Origin of the sequence: Pedobacter sp. SYSU D00535, assembly GCF_017355855.1 — a bacterium.
Classification (GTDB): domain Bacteria; phylum Bacteroidota; class Bacteroidia; order Sphingobacteriales; family Sphingobacteriaceae; genus Desertivirga.
Map to the genome: position 1 here is coordinate 588,976 of NZ_JAFEWD010000001.1, position 18,245 is coordinate 607,220.

Annotated in this window: 16 protein-coding genes; 8 read left to right on the forward strand and 8 right to left on the reverse strand. The window is 45.2% G+C overall.

What is annotated here, in order from left to right:
* Positions 1 to 60: 60 nt before the first annotated feature.
* Entirely contained in the window at positions 61 to 624 is a 564-nt protein-coding gene (locus tag J4N23_RS02330; protein ID WP_207425393.1) for an HD domain-containing protein, read from the reverse strand.
* Positions 625 to 768: 144 nt separating this feature from the next.
* On the opposite strand from J4N23_RS02330, the gene J4N23_RS02335 reads away from it, so the two are divergent.
* Both J4N23_RS02335 and J4N23_RS02340 read left to right on the forward strand, forming a co-directional pair.
* Positions 769 to 2,421: an alpha-amylase family glycosyl hydrolase gene (locus J4N23_RS02335; protein ID WP_207425394.1), complete on the forward strand. Its 1,653-nt coding sequence runs from the start codon at positions 769 to 771 to the stop codon at positions 2,419 to 2,421.
* 115 nt (positions 2,422 to 2,536) lie between these two features.
* A complete protein-coding gene (locus J4N23_RS02340) occupies positions 2,537 to 2,776 on the forward strand; it encodes a hypothetical protein (protein ID WP_207425395.1) in 240 nt (79 codons plus the stop codon).
* Between the two features lie 70 nt (positions 2,777 to 2,846).
* On the opposite strand, the gene J4N23_RS02345 is transcribed toward J4N23_RS02340, so the two are convergent.
* Together J4N23_RS02345 and J4N23_RS02350 are read right to left on the reverse strand one after the other, a co-directional pair.
* Positions 2,847 to 4,202, reverse strand: a complete 1,356-nt coding sequence (locus J4N23_RS02345) for an erythromycin esterase family protein (RefSeq protein WP_207425396.1) — start codon at positions 4,200 to 4,202, stop codon at positions 2,847 to 2,849.
* A 93-nt stretch (positions 4,203 to 4,295) separates the two neighbouring features.
* Complete coding sequence (locus J4N23_RS02350) at positions 4,296 to 4,763, reverse strand: hypothetical protein (RefSeq protein WP_207425397.1); 468 nt, start codon at positions 4,761 to 4,763, stop codon at positions 4,296 to 4,298.
* Between the two features lie 214 nt (positions 4,764 to 4,977).
* On the opposite strand from J4N23_RS02350, the gene J4N23_RS02355 reads away from it, so the two are divergent.
* From J4N23_RS02355 to J4N23_RS02365, 3 genes are all read left to right on the forward strand, one after another.
* The gene (locus J4N23_RS02355) at positions 4,978 to 5,793 is read left to right on the forward strand and encodes an SDR family oxidoreductase (RefSeq protein WP_207425398.1); all 816 of its coding nucleotides are present in this window, start codon (positions 4,978 to 4,980) and stop codon (positions 5,791 to 5,793) included.
* Positions 5,794 to 5,880: 87 nt separating this feature from the next.
* Positions 5,881 to 8,166: an ATP-dependent helicase gene (locus J4N23_RS02360; protein WP_207425399.1), complete on the forward strand. Its 2,286-nt coding sequence runs from the start codon at positions 5,881 to 5,883 to the stop codon at positions 8,164 to 8,166.
* Positions 8,167 to 8,273: 107 nt separating this feature from the next.
* Complete coding sequence (locus tag J4N23_RS02365; protein WP_207425400.1) at positions 8,274 to 10,457, forward strand: response regulator; 2,184 nt, start codon at positions 8,274 to 8,276, stop codon at positions 10,455 to 10,457.
* On the opposite strand, the gene J4N23_RS02370 is transcribed toward J4N23_RS02365, so the two are convergent.
* Positions 10,454 to 10,864 carry a DUF6157 family protein gene (locus J4N23_RS02370; protein WP_207425401.1) on the reverse strand — a complete coding sequence of 137 codons (411 nt, stop codon included), beginning with the start codon at positions 10,862 to 10,864 and terminating at the stop codon, positions 10,454 to 10,456. The two genes, J4N23_RS02365 and J4N23_RS02370, sit on opposite strands and share 4 nt — an antisense overlap.
* Before the next feature lie 161 nt (positions 10,865 to 11,025).
* On the opposite strand from J4N23_RS02370, the gene J4N23_RS02375 reads away from it, so the two are divergent.
* The 3 genes from J4N23_RS02375 to J4N23_RS02385 all read left to right on the forward strand — a co-directional run bounded on the left by J4N23_RS02375 (position 11,026) and on the right by J4N23_RS02385 (position 14,702).
* Positions 11,026 to 12,750, forward strand: coding sequence for a carbamoyltransferase C-terminal domain-containing protein (locus tag J4N23_RS02375; protein WP_207425402.1), 1,725 nt, complete (start codon positions 11,026 to 11,028; stop codon positions 12,748 to 12,750).
* The gene (locus J4N23_RS02380; protein ID WP_242689045.1) at positions 12,750 to 13,712 is read left to right on the forward strand and encodes a glycosyltransferase family 2 protein; all 963 of its coding nucleotides are present in this window, start codon (positions 12,750 to 12,752) and stop codon (positions 13,710 to 13,712) included. Before J4N23_RS02375 ends, J4N23_RS02380 begins: the two co-directional genes overlap by 1 nt.
* A 69-nt stretch (positions 13,713 to 13,781) precedes the next feature.
* Positions 13,782 to 14,702 (forward strand): glycosyltransferase family 9 protein, encoded by a 921-nt coding sequence (locus J4N23_RS02385; RefSeq protein WP_242689046.1) that lies wholly within the window; start codon positions 13,782 to 13,784, stop codon positions 14,700 to 14,702.
* A 39-nt stretch (positions 14,703 to 14,741) separates the two neighbouring features.
* Here J4N23_RS02385 and J4N23_RS02390 read toward each other — a convergent pair whose 3' ends face one another.
* The 4 genes from J4N23_RS02390 to J4N23_RS02405 all read right to left on the reverse strand — a co-directional run bounded on the left by J4N23_RS02390 (position 14,742) and on the right by J4N23_RS02405 (position 18,243).
* Positions 14,742 to 15,731, reverse strand: coding sequence for an MBL fold metallo-hydrolase (locus J4N23_RS02390; protein WP_207425405.1), 990 nt, complete (start codon positions 15,729 to 15,731; stop codon positions 14,742 to 14,744).
* A 22-nt stretch (positions 15,732 to 15,753) separates the two neighbouring features.
* Positions 15,754 to 16,305 carry a DUF4142 domain-containing protein gene (locus tag J4N23_RS02395; protein WP_207425406.1) on the reverse strand — a complete coding sequence of 184 codons (552 nt, stop codon included), beginning with the start codon at positions 16,303 to 16,305 and terminating at the stop codon, positions 15,754 to 15,756.
* Between the two features lie 115 nt (positions 16,306 to 16,420).
* Positions 16,421 to 17,437 (reverse strand): Gfo/Idh/MocA family oxidoreductase, encoded by a 1,017-nt coding sequence (locus tag J4N23_RS02400; protein WP_207425407.1) that lies wholly within the window; start codon positions 17,435 to 17,437, stop codon positions 16,421 to 16,423.
* Positions 17,438 to 17,505: 68 nt separating this feature from the next.
* Positions 17,506 to 18,243, reverse strand: coding sequence for a ThuA domain-containing protein (locus J4N23_RS02405; RefSeq protein ID WP_207425408.1), 738 nt, complete (start codon positions 18,241 to 18,243; stop codon positions 17,506 to 17,508).
* Positions 18,244 to 18,245 lie beyond the last annotated feature (2 nt).

An 18,245-nucleotide genomic window follows, 5' to 3' on the forward strand; every position in this document is an offset into this window, starting at 1 on the left:
GTCCATATAATCCGGTAGTGCCACAGATTAGAATTTTTAGGAAAATCAGGGCAAATGACACTACTTCTTCATCTCTTCCAGCTTCTTGATGCAGTCGTCAACCGTGCTTCTGGCAATTTGATACAGCTGCCAGTTTCCGTCGGGTATTACCTTTAGCAAGTTGCGGCATTCCCGGATAAAAACGGATCCAAAATCAGGATCTCTCTCAACAATCTCCTTGCAGTTATCAATAATATCAGCATACTTAATCGTTTGAGAATCTGGACTAGTAACTTTAATTCTTGCTGCCTCCTTCGTCTTGCGCTTCCGACGGTTCCATTGGGGATATTTATCCTTTACATAAACGTCGGTAAGCTCAACAACCAGTTTGACAGCTCTTTCCGCCTGCTCATTTCCCAATAAGCCGAGCAAAAAATTGAAGATTTCTTCCTTCCTGACAGGCGTATCCTCTAGCACATCATGCAGCAAGGCAGCAGCCAGGATTGGAAGATCATTGGTATAGGCTTGGCAAATTTCCATTACCCTAATGGGATGAACGATATACCGATCGGGTGTATATTTCCGTGTCTGATCGCCATGTGCCCTATCGGCGAAGTTTTTTATCTGTTCGAGAACCGCCTCCATACCCTTCTAGAAGCAGCAGGTATGCAAAAAAGTTTTTAAGAACCTTTGACAGCGGATAAGGCCAAATTCTGGTAACAATAGCGCCGAGGTTCTGTTAATAACAAAAACCTCTATTACATCTTTACGGCATTAAGAGCAATACCTATGAGTATCTCAGATAATAATTACCTCTGGTGGCAAACGGGCGTTATCTATCAAATCTATCCAAGGTCCTACCAGGATAGCAACGGCGACGGAATCGGCGACCTGCAGGGTATCATCCAACGATTAGATTATCTCAAATGGCTGGGCGTCTCGGCGGTTTGGCTTTCGCCGATCTTTTCTTCGCCGATGGCAGATTTTGGTTATGACATTTCCGACTACCAAAATATTCATCCTCTATTCGGCTCCCTTGATGATTTCGACCAGCTGCTGGAGGAGGTGCATTCCCGGGAGATGAAGCTACTACTCGACCTGGTGCCGAACCACACATCCGATCAGCATCCCTGGTTCCTTGAGTCGCGTTCATCCAAAGACAACCCTAAACGCGACTGGTATATATGGCACGATGCGTCCCCTGACGGCTCCTATCCGAACAACTGGCTTGCTGTTTTTGGTGGCAGCGCATGGGAGTGGGACGAGCATACGCAGCAATATTATTACCACGGTTTTTTAAAAGAGCAGCCTGATCTGAACTGGCGTAACCCCGAGGTGGAGGAGGCAATGCTGAACATGATGCGCTTTTGGCTCGACAAAGGTGTTGACGGATTTCGAGTTGATGTAATTTGGCATATAATCAAGGACAAGAAGCTGAAAAACAATCCAGTAAACGAATACTACAACCCTCAAGATTCCACCTACAATCAAGTGATTCCTATCTATTCTACGGACCAGCCGGAAGTGCACGATATAGTAAGAAAAATGAGGGAAGTAATCGACTCATACGATGGGCGATTACTGATCGGCGAAATTTACCTGCCAATTCACAGGCTCATAATGTACTACGGCGAGAACAATAACGAAGCTCACCTCCCTTTCAACTTTCAGCTTATTTCACTTCCCTGGAATGCAAGGCAGATCGCAGCGGCGGTACACGAATATGAAAAAGCCCTGCCTGAAAATGGTTGGCCGAATTGGGTGTTGGGTAACCATGACCAGTCAAGGATTGCAAGTAGAGTTGGCCTAGACCAAGCCCGGGTGGCGGCTATGCTTTTACTCACTCTCCGAGGGACGCCCACCATCTATTACGGGGATGAAATCGGAATGAGAGACGTGCCCATACCTGCAGAAGAAGTGCAGGACCCGCAGGGTTTGAACATGCCTGATAAGAACTTAAGCCGCGATCCTTTTAGAACACCAATGCAATGGGATAGCTCAGAAAACAGTGGATTTACAACAAGCAGACCTTGGCTCAGACTCGATCGGGCTTATAGAAGATTTAACGTTGAGTCGATGAGAGCTGATCCTTGCTCCATCCTCTCCCTGTATAAACGGTTGATTGAAAAACGACAACAGGAGCCCTCACTCACGTACGGCAGTTATACGCCCCTGTTCTCTGATGCGCAAGTGATGGCCTACTTACGCCATGCAGAAGGGCATCATAAATTCCTTATTGTGCTGAACCTGACACATCGCCCTTGTTATGTCGATAGTAGCAAAATAGAGGCTCTGCAGTCGCTGAGAGGCACTATTGAGGTTGCTACTCTTCCAGAACTCGAAGGGTCTGAATTACATAATAAGTTCACGATGGGCGGAGATGAGGGAATCCTGGTGAGGCTTAGAAATGAAGGCCAAGCATTTTTCCCGTCAACGAATTAGCACCATCTTGTAAAACTGCTTAAAGGAGATTATGGAAGGCCTAAATAGATGAGCCCTAACAATTCCTTCAACGCTTCTTAACAATCGCTTAACAGCTAAGCTATATTCTTGTAGTGTGAACGACAAAGGAATAACAACGGATCAACTGGTTGTCTTGCTGCAAAGATTGTCTACGTATAATGAGGCTATAGGCGCCTACTGCGGGAGGATTAACAAAGCAAGAGGTATCATTGCTAAAACCACGACCGGCCCCGTCTATATATCCAAAAAGCAAATTCAGAAGTTCTCGAAGGATGAGACACTCCTTGATGACTTAGAACTTTCTGCCATTGCTCAAAACTTTCGCTTGTACTAGTTTGAACCCTATATCTTGAACCTTAAGCGCATGCCCCCTGCAGTCCAGGGGGCATTTTTTTTGCTCTCGATCAATACCCTGATGGATAAGTATCAGGAGGCTCGTTGCGAGGAGTGATTTTGAGGGGTCGTAACGCGGTAGACTCGTCAATAAATATAAATGCATCGTAGCGCTTTGGAACAATGGTTGGAACGTAGTTTCCTGCCTCTCGGCCCGGATCGTACTGTACCCCAATTGCCCGGTGTCCGATAGACTTCATAAAAGTGGGGTTATTCTGTAGTTCCTTTGAAAACAACAGTTTATTCTCCGCCCCAGAACGGTGAAGCATGTCTTCCCAACTCCCTCTCTTGGCGTTCGGAACCCGCATTGTTTCAATCGAACCTCCCCATTCATCGGCTGCTATCACCTGCCCCTTGTAAGATCCAAAACCTACGATGTAGACATTATCCTGGCCGAACTCCTCACGCACCAACTGACCCACGTTAACCATTCCGGCAGCAGCCATATCCGTAAACCTCGCATCTCCCACGTGGGTATTGTGCTCCCACACAATAATTTTTGAGTCGGGACCGTGAAACTCCAGCAGACGTTTAATCGTGGCGGTCATGTGCCTGTCTCTGATATTCCAAGAGGCTCCACTATTGCTTACAGAGGTCCGGTAATAATTTTCGCCATTCACCGCCACAAGGGCATTCTGTTGCATCACCAACTCCGCCTCCGTGTCTCCCGTTCCTGGCCCCGTCAGCTGGGAAACTGCCTGCCATAGTTTTTGAACCTGCGCCCGGCAATTAGCCGAAGCCGTGGCCACCGCGTAGGCGTACTGCCCCGGGTCAGCACTATAAGGTTGAAAACAACTACGCACTTCATTTGCCATTTGCATCAGCGAATCGTTCCCCTGAATATACAGCATCAACTCCTCCATTGATTCCCAAATGCAATACACATCCAAACCATAAAAACCCACCTTCTCGGCCGCAGCCTTCGATTGGTTCCAATTGTTCATCCAGGTAACCAGCGAGGCCACCTCATAATTACCCCACATCCAAGTAGGCCAGCGATTATACTGCTGTAGTAACGCTAAGGTTTGCAAACTATCCCTTTGAGGTCCCCTGACAAACTGGTTGACCCGATAACTGTCGGCCCACTCTCCTTCTACTCCAATCATATCAAATCCTTTTTCCTGGATTAAGCGTTTTGAAATAGCAGCTCGCCAGGTATAAAATTCAGATGTGCCATGGGATGCCTCGCCGAGCAAAACAACCCGCGCATCGCCGATACTGTTAATTAAAGAATCCAGATCATTTGCGTTTCTGAGGGGATGAGATGGGATGGAAACAAACAGTTCATCTGTGCCTGTCCTGCCCTTACAACTCAGAAAAAGACTTGATATTATTAATAAACAGGATACAAAAAAGCTCGCTCTCATGGTGACTGTCTTTCCCTGAAGTGTTCAAAAAGAAAGCCACGATGCCGGCAAGTCCACCAGTAAAAACACCTGATTCTTACAAAAATACAATATTCACCTTCCCGTAACGAGAGGGGAGCTTCTCTCCTGGCGGTTAACAGTTCCCAAAATTTGATCAATAGTTCGATAATCGGCCAGTCCGAGCTGATTCACGTATTTGCAATTCCCGGAATGGTTTGGAGCAATGAAAACCGGCATATCAAACCCAAGTTTAATGTAATAGGAAGAAATAAAATTAGGAACCGGTAGCGACTTGGCTGTTTCTAAAATCTCGGCAGACAACTTATTGAGTGGCTTAAGCAGCAGCCGAAACTCATACACCGGGCACTCGTCTATAAAGTTGAACCAATTGCTTTTACCGCTATCTAGCTCAATTAATAATGCGCGCGACTGCACTCCACGTAACTTTCCAAATTGATGCTCAGGTTCTCCCATCTCCGGAAATTTATTTCGTATCCAAATGTCGCTGTTGAGATATCTCGAAAAAATATCAATTCGCTCTTGTACTGTCAGCTTTATCATAACGTAGCAAAATTACTAATATTTTTAGCAATCTTACTGCCAAAAGGTTTTGGAAACGCGTTTAAAAAGTAGAATTTATTGAGATCCACCGGGTAAAAAAACGATTCCCTGCAGATACGTAGTTCCCTTGTTTCCTGTTTGCCCTTAATTCAGGTTTAATGATTTCCCAAATTCCATTTCAGATTTTACCTTTGACAATTCATCAAAAGCAGTCATGGATCTTAAGAACAAAACGGTAATCATAACAGGGGCCTCATCAGGGATTGGAAAAGCTTGTGCACTTGAGTTTGCAAAGCGCGGAGCAAATGTTGTTCTTGGAGCTCGGCAATTTGTTACCCTTTGCGAGCTCGCCCAGCAAATAGAAAAAGAATATGGTGTCAGAGCTGTGGCTGTCCAATGTGACGTTTCGAAAGAGGAAGATTGCGAGCATTTGGTGAAACAAGCTCAGCTTACCTTTAACCGCATTGATGTATTAATTAACAATGCTGGCATCAGCATGAGAGCTTTATTTAAAGATCTGGATCTTGTTGTGATAAAGAACCTTATGGATATCAACTTTTGGGGCACGGTGTATTGCACCAAGTTTGCACTGCCTGAACTTTTGAAAAACCAGGGCTCTGTTGTAGGTGTCTCTTCTATCGCTGGATATCGTGGCTTGCCCGGCAGAACGGGATACTCAGCTTCTAAATTTGCTATGAACGGCTTTTTGGAAGCACTTCGTGTTGAGAACCTGAAAACAGGCTTACACGTGATGGTGGCAGCACCCGGCTTTACGGCATCCAACATCCGAAACACCGCATTGGCGAAAGATGGCCGTTCTCAGGGAGAAAGCAGCATGGACGAAGGAAAAATGATGAGTTCAGAAGAAGTGGCCAGAATCATTGTTGACGGTGTGGTACAGAGAAAACGTACGCTAATCATGACTAGCCAAGGAAAACTTGCCGTGCTAATGAACAAACTGCTTCCTGCCTGGGTAGACAAGAAAGTATACCAGCTATTCACGAAAGAAAAAGATCCGCTGATACGGTAAGAATGGATGTTGAAAACATCCCGAACAGGAAGCAGTTTTAATCCCCCGCATTTTTTAACTTAGCGATTTGAAAAAAGGAGCATAGGTTTGGATTATTTAAAGGGATTAAATCCTTCTCAAAGAGCAGCTGTAGAACAAGTTAACGGTCCGGTAATGATTGTAGCCGGCGCCGGATCAGGCAAAACCCGCGTAATTACTTACCGCGTGGCTCACCTTATAAAATCGGGCGTAGACCCATTTAATATCCTTGTACTTACCTTTACCAACAAGGCTGCGAAGGAAATGCGCGACCGGATTACAAGCGTTGTTGGACCAGAAGCTAAAAACATCTGGATGGGTACCTTTCACTCGGTTTTTGCGAAAATTTTGCGTGTTGAAGCAGAAAAAATCGGTTACCCTAATAACTTCACTATTTACGACACCGACGACAGCAAGAGCTTGCTACGGGCTATTCTGAAGGAACAGCAGCTTGACGATAAGCTTTATAATGCGAACTTCGTGTACAATCGCATTTCATCTGCGAAAAACAACCTGATATCTCCGGCAGAATATCTGCAGAATGAGCATATCCAAGCTGAGGACTTCTCCACCGGTCGTGGGCGACTTGGAGAGCTGTATCAGATTTATACGCAACGGTGCTTCAAAGCAGGAGCAATGGATTTTGATGACCTTCTTTTTAAGACCAACGTGCTCTTGCGGGAACATCCGGACGTGCTGTACAAATACCAGAACAAGTTCAAATACCTGATGGTAGATGAGTATCAGGACACCAACTTCTCCCAATACCTTATCGTAAAAAAACTCGCGGCTATTACCGAAAACATCTGTGTGGTAGGTGATGATGCGCAAAGTATCTACGCTTTCCGCGGAGCTAATATTCAGAACATCCTCAACTTTGAGAAGGATTATCCGGACCTGCGGGTTTTCAAACTAGAGCAAAACTACCGCTCAACTCAGAATATTGTAAATGTTGCTAACAGCATCATTAAAAACAATACTAACCAGCTGAAGAAGGATGTCTTTTCAGAAAATGAAGAGGGCGACAAAATCAAGATTTCCCGGGCATTTACGGATAATGACGAAGGTAAATTCATAGCCGAAAGCATTGCTCAGGAGCGGGCTCTTAAGGGACTGAAATACAAAAGTTTCGCCATTCTTTACCGAACAAATGCTCAATCAAGGGCGATGGAGGAAGCGCTGCGAAAACTGAATATCCCATATAAAATTTACGGGGGTCTTTCTTTCTATCAACGAAAAGAAATCAAAGACCTCATCGCTTACTTCAGGTTAACTTTTAATCCCAACGATGAAGAAGCGTTGAAACGCGTAATCAACTATCCGAAAAGAGGTATTGGCGATACTACGGTAGATCGGATCATTGTAGCAGCGGACAAGAATAATATCACTTTTTGGGAAGTTATCACGGATGCTCACAAGTATCTTGAGCCGAGGAGCGCGGGGGCGGTTGCAACTTTTGGTACCTTGGTTCAAAGCTTCCAGGTACTGGCCAAAACACATTCGGCTTATGATGCAGCGCTTCACATCGCACAGCATTCGGGATTGCTGAAGGACTTATACGATGACAAATCTGTAGAAGGATTAAACCGCTATGAGAATATTCAGGAGCTATTAAACGGTATCAAAGAATTTAGCGAGCGGGAAGACATTGAAGAAAAAGGGCTGGATGTATTTATGCAGGACGTCGCTCTATTAACGAACGATGACAATGATAAAGATCCTAACGCAGACACCGTCTCCCTGATGACCATCCACTCGTCAAAGGGATTGGAGTTTCCGCATGTGTATATTGTGGGTCTGGAAGAGAACCTCTTCCCCTCTCAGATGTCCCTCAACTCTCGCTCTGATCTGGAAGAAGAACGCCGCTTGTTTTATGTGGCAATTACAAGAGCGGAAAAAAAACTTACAATTTCTTATGCAACTTCTCGCTACAGGTGGGGAACTTTGACAAGCTGTGAACCAAGTCGTTTTATTGATGAAATTGATCCTAGATACCTGGAACTAGACTTTAAGGCGCAGCCGAAGCCTTCTGGCAACCCATTCTTCGACAACGAAAGAACTGCCTGGTCGAGCAAACCTTCAAGCGGCGGCGACGCTTTCACCAAGCCAAAGCCTGCTACCGCTCCTAAAACAACTGCCATCCTTCCTAAAGCCCACGTACCAACTCCCGGCTTTGCCCCGTCTGACACCAGCAATTTACAGGTAGGCATGGAAGTGGAGCATGAGCGTTTTGGGTTCGGGAAAGTAGTAAGTCTGGAAGGAAATAAACCGGATATAAAAGCCACTATTTTCTTTCAAGGGCTGGGACAAAAGCAACTCCTGCTCAAATTTGCTAAGCTCCGAATAGTGAGCTAAGACTATTAAGAAGAGCAAATTGATCGTTTGCTCTTCTTAATTTATTCCCGTCAGTCAGTAACCATTTTTCAACATCCTCGTAAAAGTTACGAACGCAAAGGTTGAGAATGGCAAGTGAGACTATACAAAATGCATCTTCTGAAAGACTCCTATTAGACATAAAAGAAGTATCCAAAAGAACAGTTCTATTTGTAAAAGCTGCACTCGCATTTACTGTTCCCCTTATATTTGTTAACCTGCTTCAGGGCTTAACGGCAACTGCGGCAATGGTAGCCGGCTATTCATCTATTCTGTGTACCATTTTATACTACGCTAAAAAAGGTGATCTTCGATTCACGAAGCTGGCCACGGTAATCAATTTGAATCTTTTCTTTGCCACGCTTACGCTGCTGCAGGGTAAAGCAACAGGTACGTACCTGTACTTTCTTCCACTTATCTTTGCCATCCCTCTTTTGGTGGAGGATAGCAAGGATTTTAAAAAAGAGCTTTTGCTCTACCTTTCTTCTACCACGATTTGCTTCGTGGTTACCGTTCTAATTGCTAACGACGTCGGCCATTTCGAGTCACTGTCGCCTCAGCAACTCAAGTTGAAGTTCTACCAAAATTGTGTGGTAGCCATCCTCCTGTCCTGCATTTTTTCCTTTTTAAGCGTTGTTCTTCAGCGGAAGTACCTGCTCGCTATCCTGGCCGAAAAGGAAAAGGCCGAAGCAGCAAGCAAAGAAGCCGAACAGGCAAACAAAGCAAAAAGTTCTTTTCTGGCGACCATGAGTCATGAAATCAGGACACCGATGAATGGAGTTATTGGTATGTCCAACCTCTTATCGTCAACGCCTTTGAATGCTGAACAGGAAGAATATGTCAAAATCATCACCACCAGCGGTGAAGCGCTCTTAAACCTGATCAATGATATTCTTGATTATTCAAAGATTGAGTCAGGGAATATGGAACTCGAAAATCAGGATTTTCACTTCCGTGAGTGTATTGAGGGAGTGATGGACCTTTTTTCTGCGAAAGCGGCGCGGCAGGGACTGGATCTCCTCTATCAGGTGGATCCGAAGATTCCCGTTCAGGTTGTAGGGGACAGTCATCGTCTACGTCAAATTCTTATCAATCTGATCAATAACGCGTTAAAGTTCACTCATTCAGGGGAAGTTTTTCTAAAAATAGATCTTAAAACAATGGGTGCTGAAGAGGTGACTTTGACCTACGAGGTGACAGATACGGGCATCGGTATTCCTTCCGCTAAAATTGATCGTTTGTTTAAAGCGTTTAGTCAGGTTGACTCATCCACCACAAGAAAATATGGAGGGACCGGTCTGGGTCTTGCCATAAGCGATAAACTTATTCGGTTAATGGGTGGCCAAATCTCGGTAAGCAGCCGAGTTGGAAATGGGTCTACTTTCTCATTTTATGTCACTCATAAGCTTTCTGACAAAGCAGTCGAAGAACCTGTTTACAGCGAAGAAGGAATAGAAAATAAAAAAGTTCTTATTGTTGACGACAACCCACATTTCCTCCTGCTGTTGAAAACGCAGTTGGAACGTTGGAAGTTGCAGGCTGTAGTAGCCGAGTCAAGCACCGAGGCGCTCGAGTTGCTCAAAAAAGAAAAAGACCTGAGCCTCATTATTACTGATCTTCTAATGCCTGTTGTTGACGGGGTACACCTGGCGACACGAGCAAAAGAACTTTATCCTGGTATCCCGACAGTACTACTAAGCGCAGTTGGAGATGAAAACCGCTCCCGATACCCGCATTTATTCTCTTCGGTATTAACAAAGCCGGTGAAAGAGCGTCAGCTTTTTAAAACCATACAGCGGGAACTAAAGGATGTTAAAATAGTAAATCCACCAGAAGGAGAAAAAAAGAAAGGAACGGCATTGTCTGGCGAATTCGCGCTGGAGTATCCCTTGTCTATTCTCCTGGCCGAAGATAACCTGGTAAATCAGAAGCTTGCCGTGCGAATACTTGAAAAACTAGGCTATACTACCGACCTAGCGCAGAATGGTGTAGAAGCAGTGGCGATGCTGCAGAGGAAAGACTACCAACTGGTGCTGATGGACGTCTTGATGCCCGAGATGGACGGACTTGAGGCAACTCGTGTTATCCGTTCAGCTGCCAAAAGGCAGCCTAGAATCGTAGCAATGACGGCCAATGCAATGGCTGAGGACCGGGAGGCCTGCTTCGAGGCAGGAATGAATGATTACCTGGCTAAGCCAATTAAAATGGAGGAGCTAATACGGGTTTTGAAGGAGGCTTCAAGGCAACTTTCGGGTGAATACCTGGAAGACTAGGCCTTTTTGGAGCGCATCGCTCTTAATTGAGTAAAGTTTGGATTATCTCTAAAAAATTGATACTCTTGAGATCCCAATCCAACCAGCGCTACCCTACCCTCCTCATTAAAATGGAAGCCCCAGCCATAGCGTTTAGCAAGTGTGGAAGCGCGAAAACATGCTTGCCCCTTCGAAAAAAAGGCTTCTTTTTCCTGTTCCAGCTCTGCTTCCTCCAACTCTTTCCGCAACGCATGGATTTTAAAAAGAATATCATCAGAAGTGAAGCGGTAAGGGTTATCGATAAGTAGCTCAAATTGAAGATTAACGGCTGTTTTTCCCGATCCCCTTTCTACAGGAATCTCCGCTCTTTGTACAGGGCAATCATCGGAAACCTGAATGAAGGTATTATAGTAGTTAGTACTTTTCATCAAACTTTAAGTTTTTAAAACGCAAATTAAGCAAATATCTGAACTGAACCAGGTCGTTTAATTTCAACTTTTCCAAGCGGAAAGTAAACCCACTCTCCTCATTTAATTAGTTGTTCAAACATTTTCTTCCTGTTCAACATTTACTAGTATTTAAACCCCATATGTACACACTTGGTATTAATGCCGTTTTCCACGACTCGGCGGCTTGTATATTGAAAGACGGCAAGCTTTTGGCTGCAGTTGAAGACGAACGGTTTACTCATATAAAACATGGTAAAAGGCCAGTGCCATTCTCGACTTGGGAACTTCCGTTTCACGCTATTGATTATTGTTTGAAAATTGCCGGAATTCATCTAAAGGAGGTAGATCAAATCGCTTACTCTTTCGATCCATTTCTACTACTTCCCGAGCAATATCGCGAGCAACAACGGATCGAAATTCCACTGTTTCAGAACAGCAATAGCAGGAATACCGAATGGTTAAATCCCTGGGACCCACTTTTTCTATCATCGATCATCAATGCCCCGCGGCAGTTGAAAGATGGTTATCCCCACCACCTGCAGAAGCGTTTTGTAGGAACAGCGCTGGATGATCTCGACTTTCATTATGTTGATCACCATACGGCCCACGCTGCCAGTGCTTTCCTGCCCTCTCCTTTCAGCAACGCTGCTGTGCTCACTCTGGACGGACGGGGTGAACTTGCCACTACAACTTATAGTGTTGGAGCAGGAAATAATATTCAACGTATCGGACAGGTGAACATGCCTCACTCGCTGGGTCTACTTTACGAGCAGCTTACCTCCTATCTTGGCTTCCTCCATTCGTCTGACGAGTATAAGGTCATGGCCCTGGCTTCTTATGGAAAGCCAGAATTCGTTAAAGATTTCCGTGAGATGATAATGCTAGGATCTGACGGCAGCTATATCATCAATAACCAAAACTTTGAGGAGCGTTTCGGCCCGGCCCGCTTAAGGCATGAGGAATTCACGAAACACCATTTTAACATTGCTCATTCCTTGCAGGCGGTGTTAGAGGAAACTGTGCTGGAACTTTGCAGTTGGCTACACAAGCAAACCGGCGAAGATAATCTGTGTATGGCAGGAGGCGTAGCGCTGAACTGCGTAATGAATGCAAGGATCAGGGATAAAAGTCCGTTTAAGAATATTTGGGTGCAGCCCGCTTCTGGCGACTCGGGCACAGCGCTTGGTGCTGCTTTGTGGCTCGACTCCCAGACCAGGAAGCCGAAAAAAAGAAGTTTTGAAATGAGCCATGCTTACTGGGGACCAGAATATTCTGACGAGGAAATCGAACAGTTTCTTCAATGGGCAAAAGTACCCTACCGGAAAATGGAAAACGTTGCTGAAGAAACGGCGGAAGTATTAGCTGCAGACAAAATTATAGGCTGGTTCCAGGGAAGAATGGAATACGGGCCACGCGCTCTGGGAAGCCGCTCGATTTTAGCTTCGCCAATCCATGCAGAGATGCAGTCGCGACTAAATGAGGTGAAAGACCGGGAAGACTTCCGGCCCGTTGGCCCGGTAGTACTGGAAGAAGATGCGGCTGAGTGGTTTGAGGGTGCCAACTATTCTCCCTTTATGTTGTTTGTGTATGATGTAAAGCCAGATAAAGCGGATCGGATTCCGGCGGTGAGGCACGTGGATGGCACGGCTCGTATTCAAACTATCAATTCAGCCCAGCATCCGCGCTATCACGAGTTATTACAGGCTTTTAAAAAAAGAACAGGGGTTCCGGTACTCATTAACACTTCATTCAACACCTTGGGCAAACCCATTGTGTGCAGCCCACGCGACGCGGTTGAATGCTTCTGGACATCGCCGTTCGACGCCTTGGTAATTGGATCATTTTTAATCGAAAAACAGAGTTAATGAAAATATCGGTAGTCATTCCTACTTACAAGCGGCCCAAGCTATTGAAAAGATGCTTGGACGCTTTACTCAACCAACAATTTGATAAAAACGAGTTTGAAGTTATCGTGGTAAGCGATGGCCCCGATGAGGAAACCGCACAACTTGCTACTCTAATGGCTGTAGTGAATCGACCAACTTTCAAATTCTATCAGCTTCCGGAAAAAAAAGGACCGGCTGCGTGCAGAAATTTGGGGTGGCTCCAGGCCCGTGGTGTTTTGATTGCCTTTACCGACGACGACTGCATTCCCACAGCTAATTGGCTAAGCTCGATCTCCAATTACTATACAGGAGAGGAAGCGATAGCATTTACAGGAAAGGTAGTAGTTCCCCGTACTAAATCGCCTACCGACTATGAGTTAAATACAGCCAACCTGGAAACAGCGGAATTTGTGACGGCAAACTGTATTTGCACCAAAAAAGCGTTGTTGAAGGTTGGGGGTTTTGATGAGCGCTTCAGTATGGCCTGGCGGGAGGATAGCGATCTTCACTTCAAACTCATTTCGCATCAAATACCCATCTATAAAGTCCCTGCTACTGTGCTTCATCCCGTAAGGAAAGCCCCCTGGGGTATTAGCATCAAAGAGCAGAAGAAGGGAATATTTAACGCCTTGCTTTATAAAAAGTATCCCAGACTGTACAGAGAACGTATCAAAGCTTCGCCCTCCTGGAATTATTATGTCATGGTGATGGCTGTTGCAGCAATGCTCGCTGCTCTGTTCAGCGGTGCCGTTCTGCTGGGCCTTGCTTCGTTCCTTATTTGGCTGGGACTGCTAATTTCTTTCATCCGGAAGCGCCTTCAGTCTACATCAAAATCGCTGTTCCATATTGTCGAGATGGTCTTCACCTCTGCTGTGATCCCCTTTGTTTCCATCTTCTGGCAATTCTATGGAGCCTTAAAATACCGAGTGCTATTTCTCTAATTACATATGACTCTATCGCCCGTTAAGATTAAAAAAATTGCCATTTTTCGAGCCCTTCAGCTAGGTGACATGTTATGCACGATACCTGCACTAAAAGCCTTACGTGCTGCCTATCCGGAAGCAGAAATTACCTTGCTGGGATTGCCCTGGGCTGAAACGTTTGTAAACAGATTCAACATGTACCTGGACCGATTCATTTGGTTTCCAGGCTTCCCTGGCTTACCAGAACAGCTGTTTAAACCACAAACGTTCTGCACCTTTTTAAAGAAAATGATTCAGGAAGAGTTTGACCTGGTGCTGCAAATGCAAGGCAACGGAAATATTGTGAACCCGATGGTAGAACTTTTCGGAGCAGCCAACGTTGCCGGGTTCTTCAAAGAAGGAGTTTATGTCCCCGGAAAATGTCTTTTTATGCCTTATCCTGAGAAAGTTCATGAGATCGAACGGCATTTACAATTAATGGAATTTCTTGGCATTCCTTCCTTAGGAAAAGACCTTGAGTTCCCTCTTACTGTAGCTGACGAGGAGGATTTAAAAAAAGCAGCCTTACCTGTTGAGGAAGGAAAGTACGTTTGTATTCATCCAGGATCCCGCGGAGCCTCTCGTCAGTGGGATACAGACTACTTTGCCCGGCTGGCTGATATTGCCATCGAAAAAGGCTTTGAAGCTGTAATCACAGGGACAAAGGAAGAGACCGACATAGCTCGGAGGGTAGCATCGAAAATGAAAGGGAAGCCGATTATAGCCAGTGGAAAAACCTCTATGGGAGCGGTCGCTATGCTGTTAAAAAATGCCGGGGCGCTGGTGTCTAATTGTACAGGGGTATCCCATATAGCAGCGGCTCTAAAAACAAAGAGTGTAGTGGTCAGCCTTGACGGCGAAGCGCACCGCTGGGTGCCCTTAAATAAGGAAATTCACAGATCTGTAGACTGGACGACCAATCCAGATTTTGAATTGGTGCAGAAAGAATTTTTGAAAGTGTTGAATTAGCTGGAAATAACAAAACGGGACAAGGACGCCGATGCGCCTTTATCCCGTTGAACTAAATAGTCTTCCTCCTTTTACGGTATAAACCATTCCGAGTGCTGCAACCAAGCCAAAGATCGCAGCGCTGGCTAGCAGAATAGGGTTAGTCACACGCTTGGGCACGTACTGAACGCCGTTCTTGTTAGTTCTGGCTGGTTCTTTCACATAACGGCCATAAGCTGGAACCGCCTCGTTCTCAAAATTCTCCAACAACTGCCCCAGCGAACTACGTAACTCTTCGCCATACATAGGATAACCATGTCCGGTAGCTGCAGTTTCCGGCGCCAGAGCGGCCAGTTTTGCCACCGATTCCTTTGAAGCTCCCCAATCGATAGTGAAGTATTTCGGTGGGCCTGAAAGAATCCGTTTTTGGGTCATCACCGAAAACGCCGACTCCTGTTTGGTAGTAACAAAGGTGTCGCCAGCAATGAGCGTTCTATCAGACTCCCTAAAAAATGAAACCTGACCTGGCGAATGCCCAGGGGTGTGAATGAACTTCCAGCCGGGAAGATTTGGCACTTCGTCGCCTGTTCCCAGACGGCGTACCCGCTTGCCAAGATCCTTCGGACTCTTCGGGTACATCCACGACATCAGGCTCATCAGTCCCCCACCTACCATTGGGTCTGGTGGCGGATAAGAAGAGAGCCCTTTTAGGTAGGGTAATTCGAGATAATGTGCATACACCGGAACATCCCACATAGCAAGCAGTTCTTCCAGAGCACCAACATGATCAAAATGGCCGTGAGTTAGAAGAATGCTGCTAGGCCTTGCTCCCTTGCCAAAGATACCTTCGGCCATCGCTACGATTTTATCAGCTGATCCCCTAAGTCCGGCGTCCACCAATACCCAGCTTGTACCTGCTTCTTCCGTAGTAGCGATAATATAGACATTTACAAATACAATTTTCATTCCCCAGACTCCAGGAGCAGCCTGAAAATATTCGACCCCATTATTTTTAGTCCGGGTATAACCTTCTTTTTCTATAGTTTCCATAGGTATATAATTAATGCTCATCTTAGAAGGACTTGGCTATAATCTTTGCCGAATCCCTGTTTGTAGAGAGCCTTGATATTGCATTTCTCGCAAAATCCTGAACTTGTCGGTCAACGGATTTTTGTAATATCTCTTCGTAAAGTTCAATTAACCTCTTTTGCCCTTTGACCACTTTGCTTAGGTAAGCCTTATCAAATGTAGTACCATTCATCCGAAACAGGTCCACCAAAGTTTGTTGATCAGTTACTGGCAGGTTCTCTATAAAGCCTATTTTTTTCGTATTACAAAGTTCTTCCAGATCTTGTTTGGCCTCCATTCCTTGTTTAAGCAGCTCCTGAGCCAGAGCTTTTACTCTTGAGTTTTGAGATTTGTCTATCGCAAGCAGAGATGCCTGAATCTGCATCCTGTTACTGCTACCGGCCCTCCGGAGCGAGGCGGCTAAAGTTGAATCAATAGGACGATGACCACTCTCTGCAAGAAGCGACTGTGCTTCTTCAGAATAAATAAAGTGAGAAGTATAAAAGGCAGGTGCTGAACTGGCAAAAGGAAGTGTGTCCGAACGTCGTGCATCCAAACATGATGGTAATATAAGCCACAAAAGCAGATAAAAGAAATACAACCGCCTGTTTTCCATAGCCATGGCTTTGCTATAGAACAACTCACATTAAAGGCGGTTTTACTTTTTTAACCTACTTATTCTCAAGGATTTGAAGTTGACATAGAATATCCTCCTCTGACACGGGGAAAGCTTGATCATCGCGAATACACTGGTGTACAGCGTCAAACAAGCGCGAGTAGTTTCCTTTCAAAGCGGTCTTGTACTCCAGACTTTTTTGCCCGGCGTCGTTCAGAGTGGCAAGTAATCCTTCCGATCCATCCGGCTCAATACCGTAGTCAGGATCGAGGGGGGACATAGCTTTCTCGAGTTGCTCTTCCTGTACATCGGTCCTTTTCTTAAGATAGCTCCCCCGAGTACCATGTACCACGTAGGACGGTACGGGGTGAGTGATCAACAAACCAGAAGTAATAAAAACGTTCAGGCCTTCTGGGTATTTCAAATGCAGGTGAAAGTAATCGTCGACCTGAGAGCCGGGACGAAACGTACCCAGGGTTTTAGTATAAGAGAGTGGTCTACCGAAGATACTGATAGCTTGATCAAGCACGTGCGGACCCAAATCATACAGCAGGCCGCTAGCGGGAAGCCGCTCTTCTTTAAAATACTTATGACTAATGTCTTTCTTGAAGCGGTCGAACCTAAAGTTCACTTCAATCAATCTTCCAAGCTCACCACTTTCAATGACCGATTTAACAGACTGAAAATCAGAATCCCATCTCCTATTTTGATAAACAAGAACTTTACAACCATTTTTCCTTCCCAGCTGAAATAATTCCTCTGCTTCTGCAGAACTCGCTGCAAAGGGCTTTTCAACCAAAACATGCTTTTTCGCCTCTAAAGCTTTTTTAGCATATTCAAAATGGGTGTGGTTCGGAGTATTTACAATAACGAGCTCAATTGCTTCATCGGCTAGCAGTTCCTCAACGGAGTTGTAGCTGATTATGTCAGGATAACGTTCTACTGCTCGCTTCTGAGATCTTTCAGTAACAGCATGCAATTTAAAACCTGCATGCGTATCAATAAACGGAGCATGAAAAACACGGCCTGACATTCCGTATGACAAGATTCCGGTTACTATTTGGTTGTCCATCTGAGATATTGTTTTGTTCTCGGTTTTGAATCCAATGAAACTTTTAACAGCCGAGTAAAGTATCAGTTTTAATCTTTTCGGCCAATTTTCGCAGCATATTGAATGCCGCCCAGGAGATGCTTTAAAAACTTCTCGTCACTAAAATCCTCGACAGTGTGACCAAGACCGGTATAAAAAGCACGACCTCCGTCAAATGAATGATACCAGGCAATGGGATGCTTAGGACCGTTCTCACCACCTTTGTATGAACTTTCTTCTAGATTAAGCAACACATTTACGTCGGGATTGAGCGATCTAAAGTTATACCACTCATCTGTATGGGTCCAGATAGCAGGTAAATGCCTGGTAGCGGGATGCGTCCTATCAACAACAGTAAGATCAGCAGTTTGTACCTTGGGATGATTTTTGAAGAATCCTCCAACTAACTTCCCGTACCATTCCCAATGAAAAAGGCAATCAGTAGCGGCATGGATTCCGACAAATCCCCCACCCTGTTGAATGTACTTTTTAAAAGCCGACTTTTCAGATTCGGTCAGAATGGTATCTCCTGTAGGATTCAAAAAGATAACCGCGTGATAATTACGCAGATTTGCAGTAGTAAATAGGGCTGAATTGGTTGTTGTGTCTACTAAAAACCCGTTTTCCTGCCCGAGCCGCTGAATGGCAGTAATCCCTGCGGGAATATTTTTGTGATAGAACCCTTTTGTCTTAAAAAACACTAAAACTCTTGCAGGCTTCTTCCCGAAGGTGAAGCCCGCAAGAATTCCCACTGCTAGGACAACTGCTATTATGCCTGGCAGCCTCATGT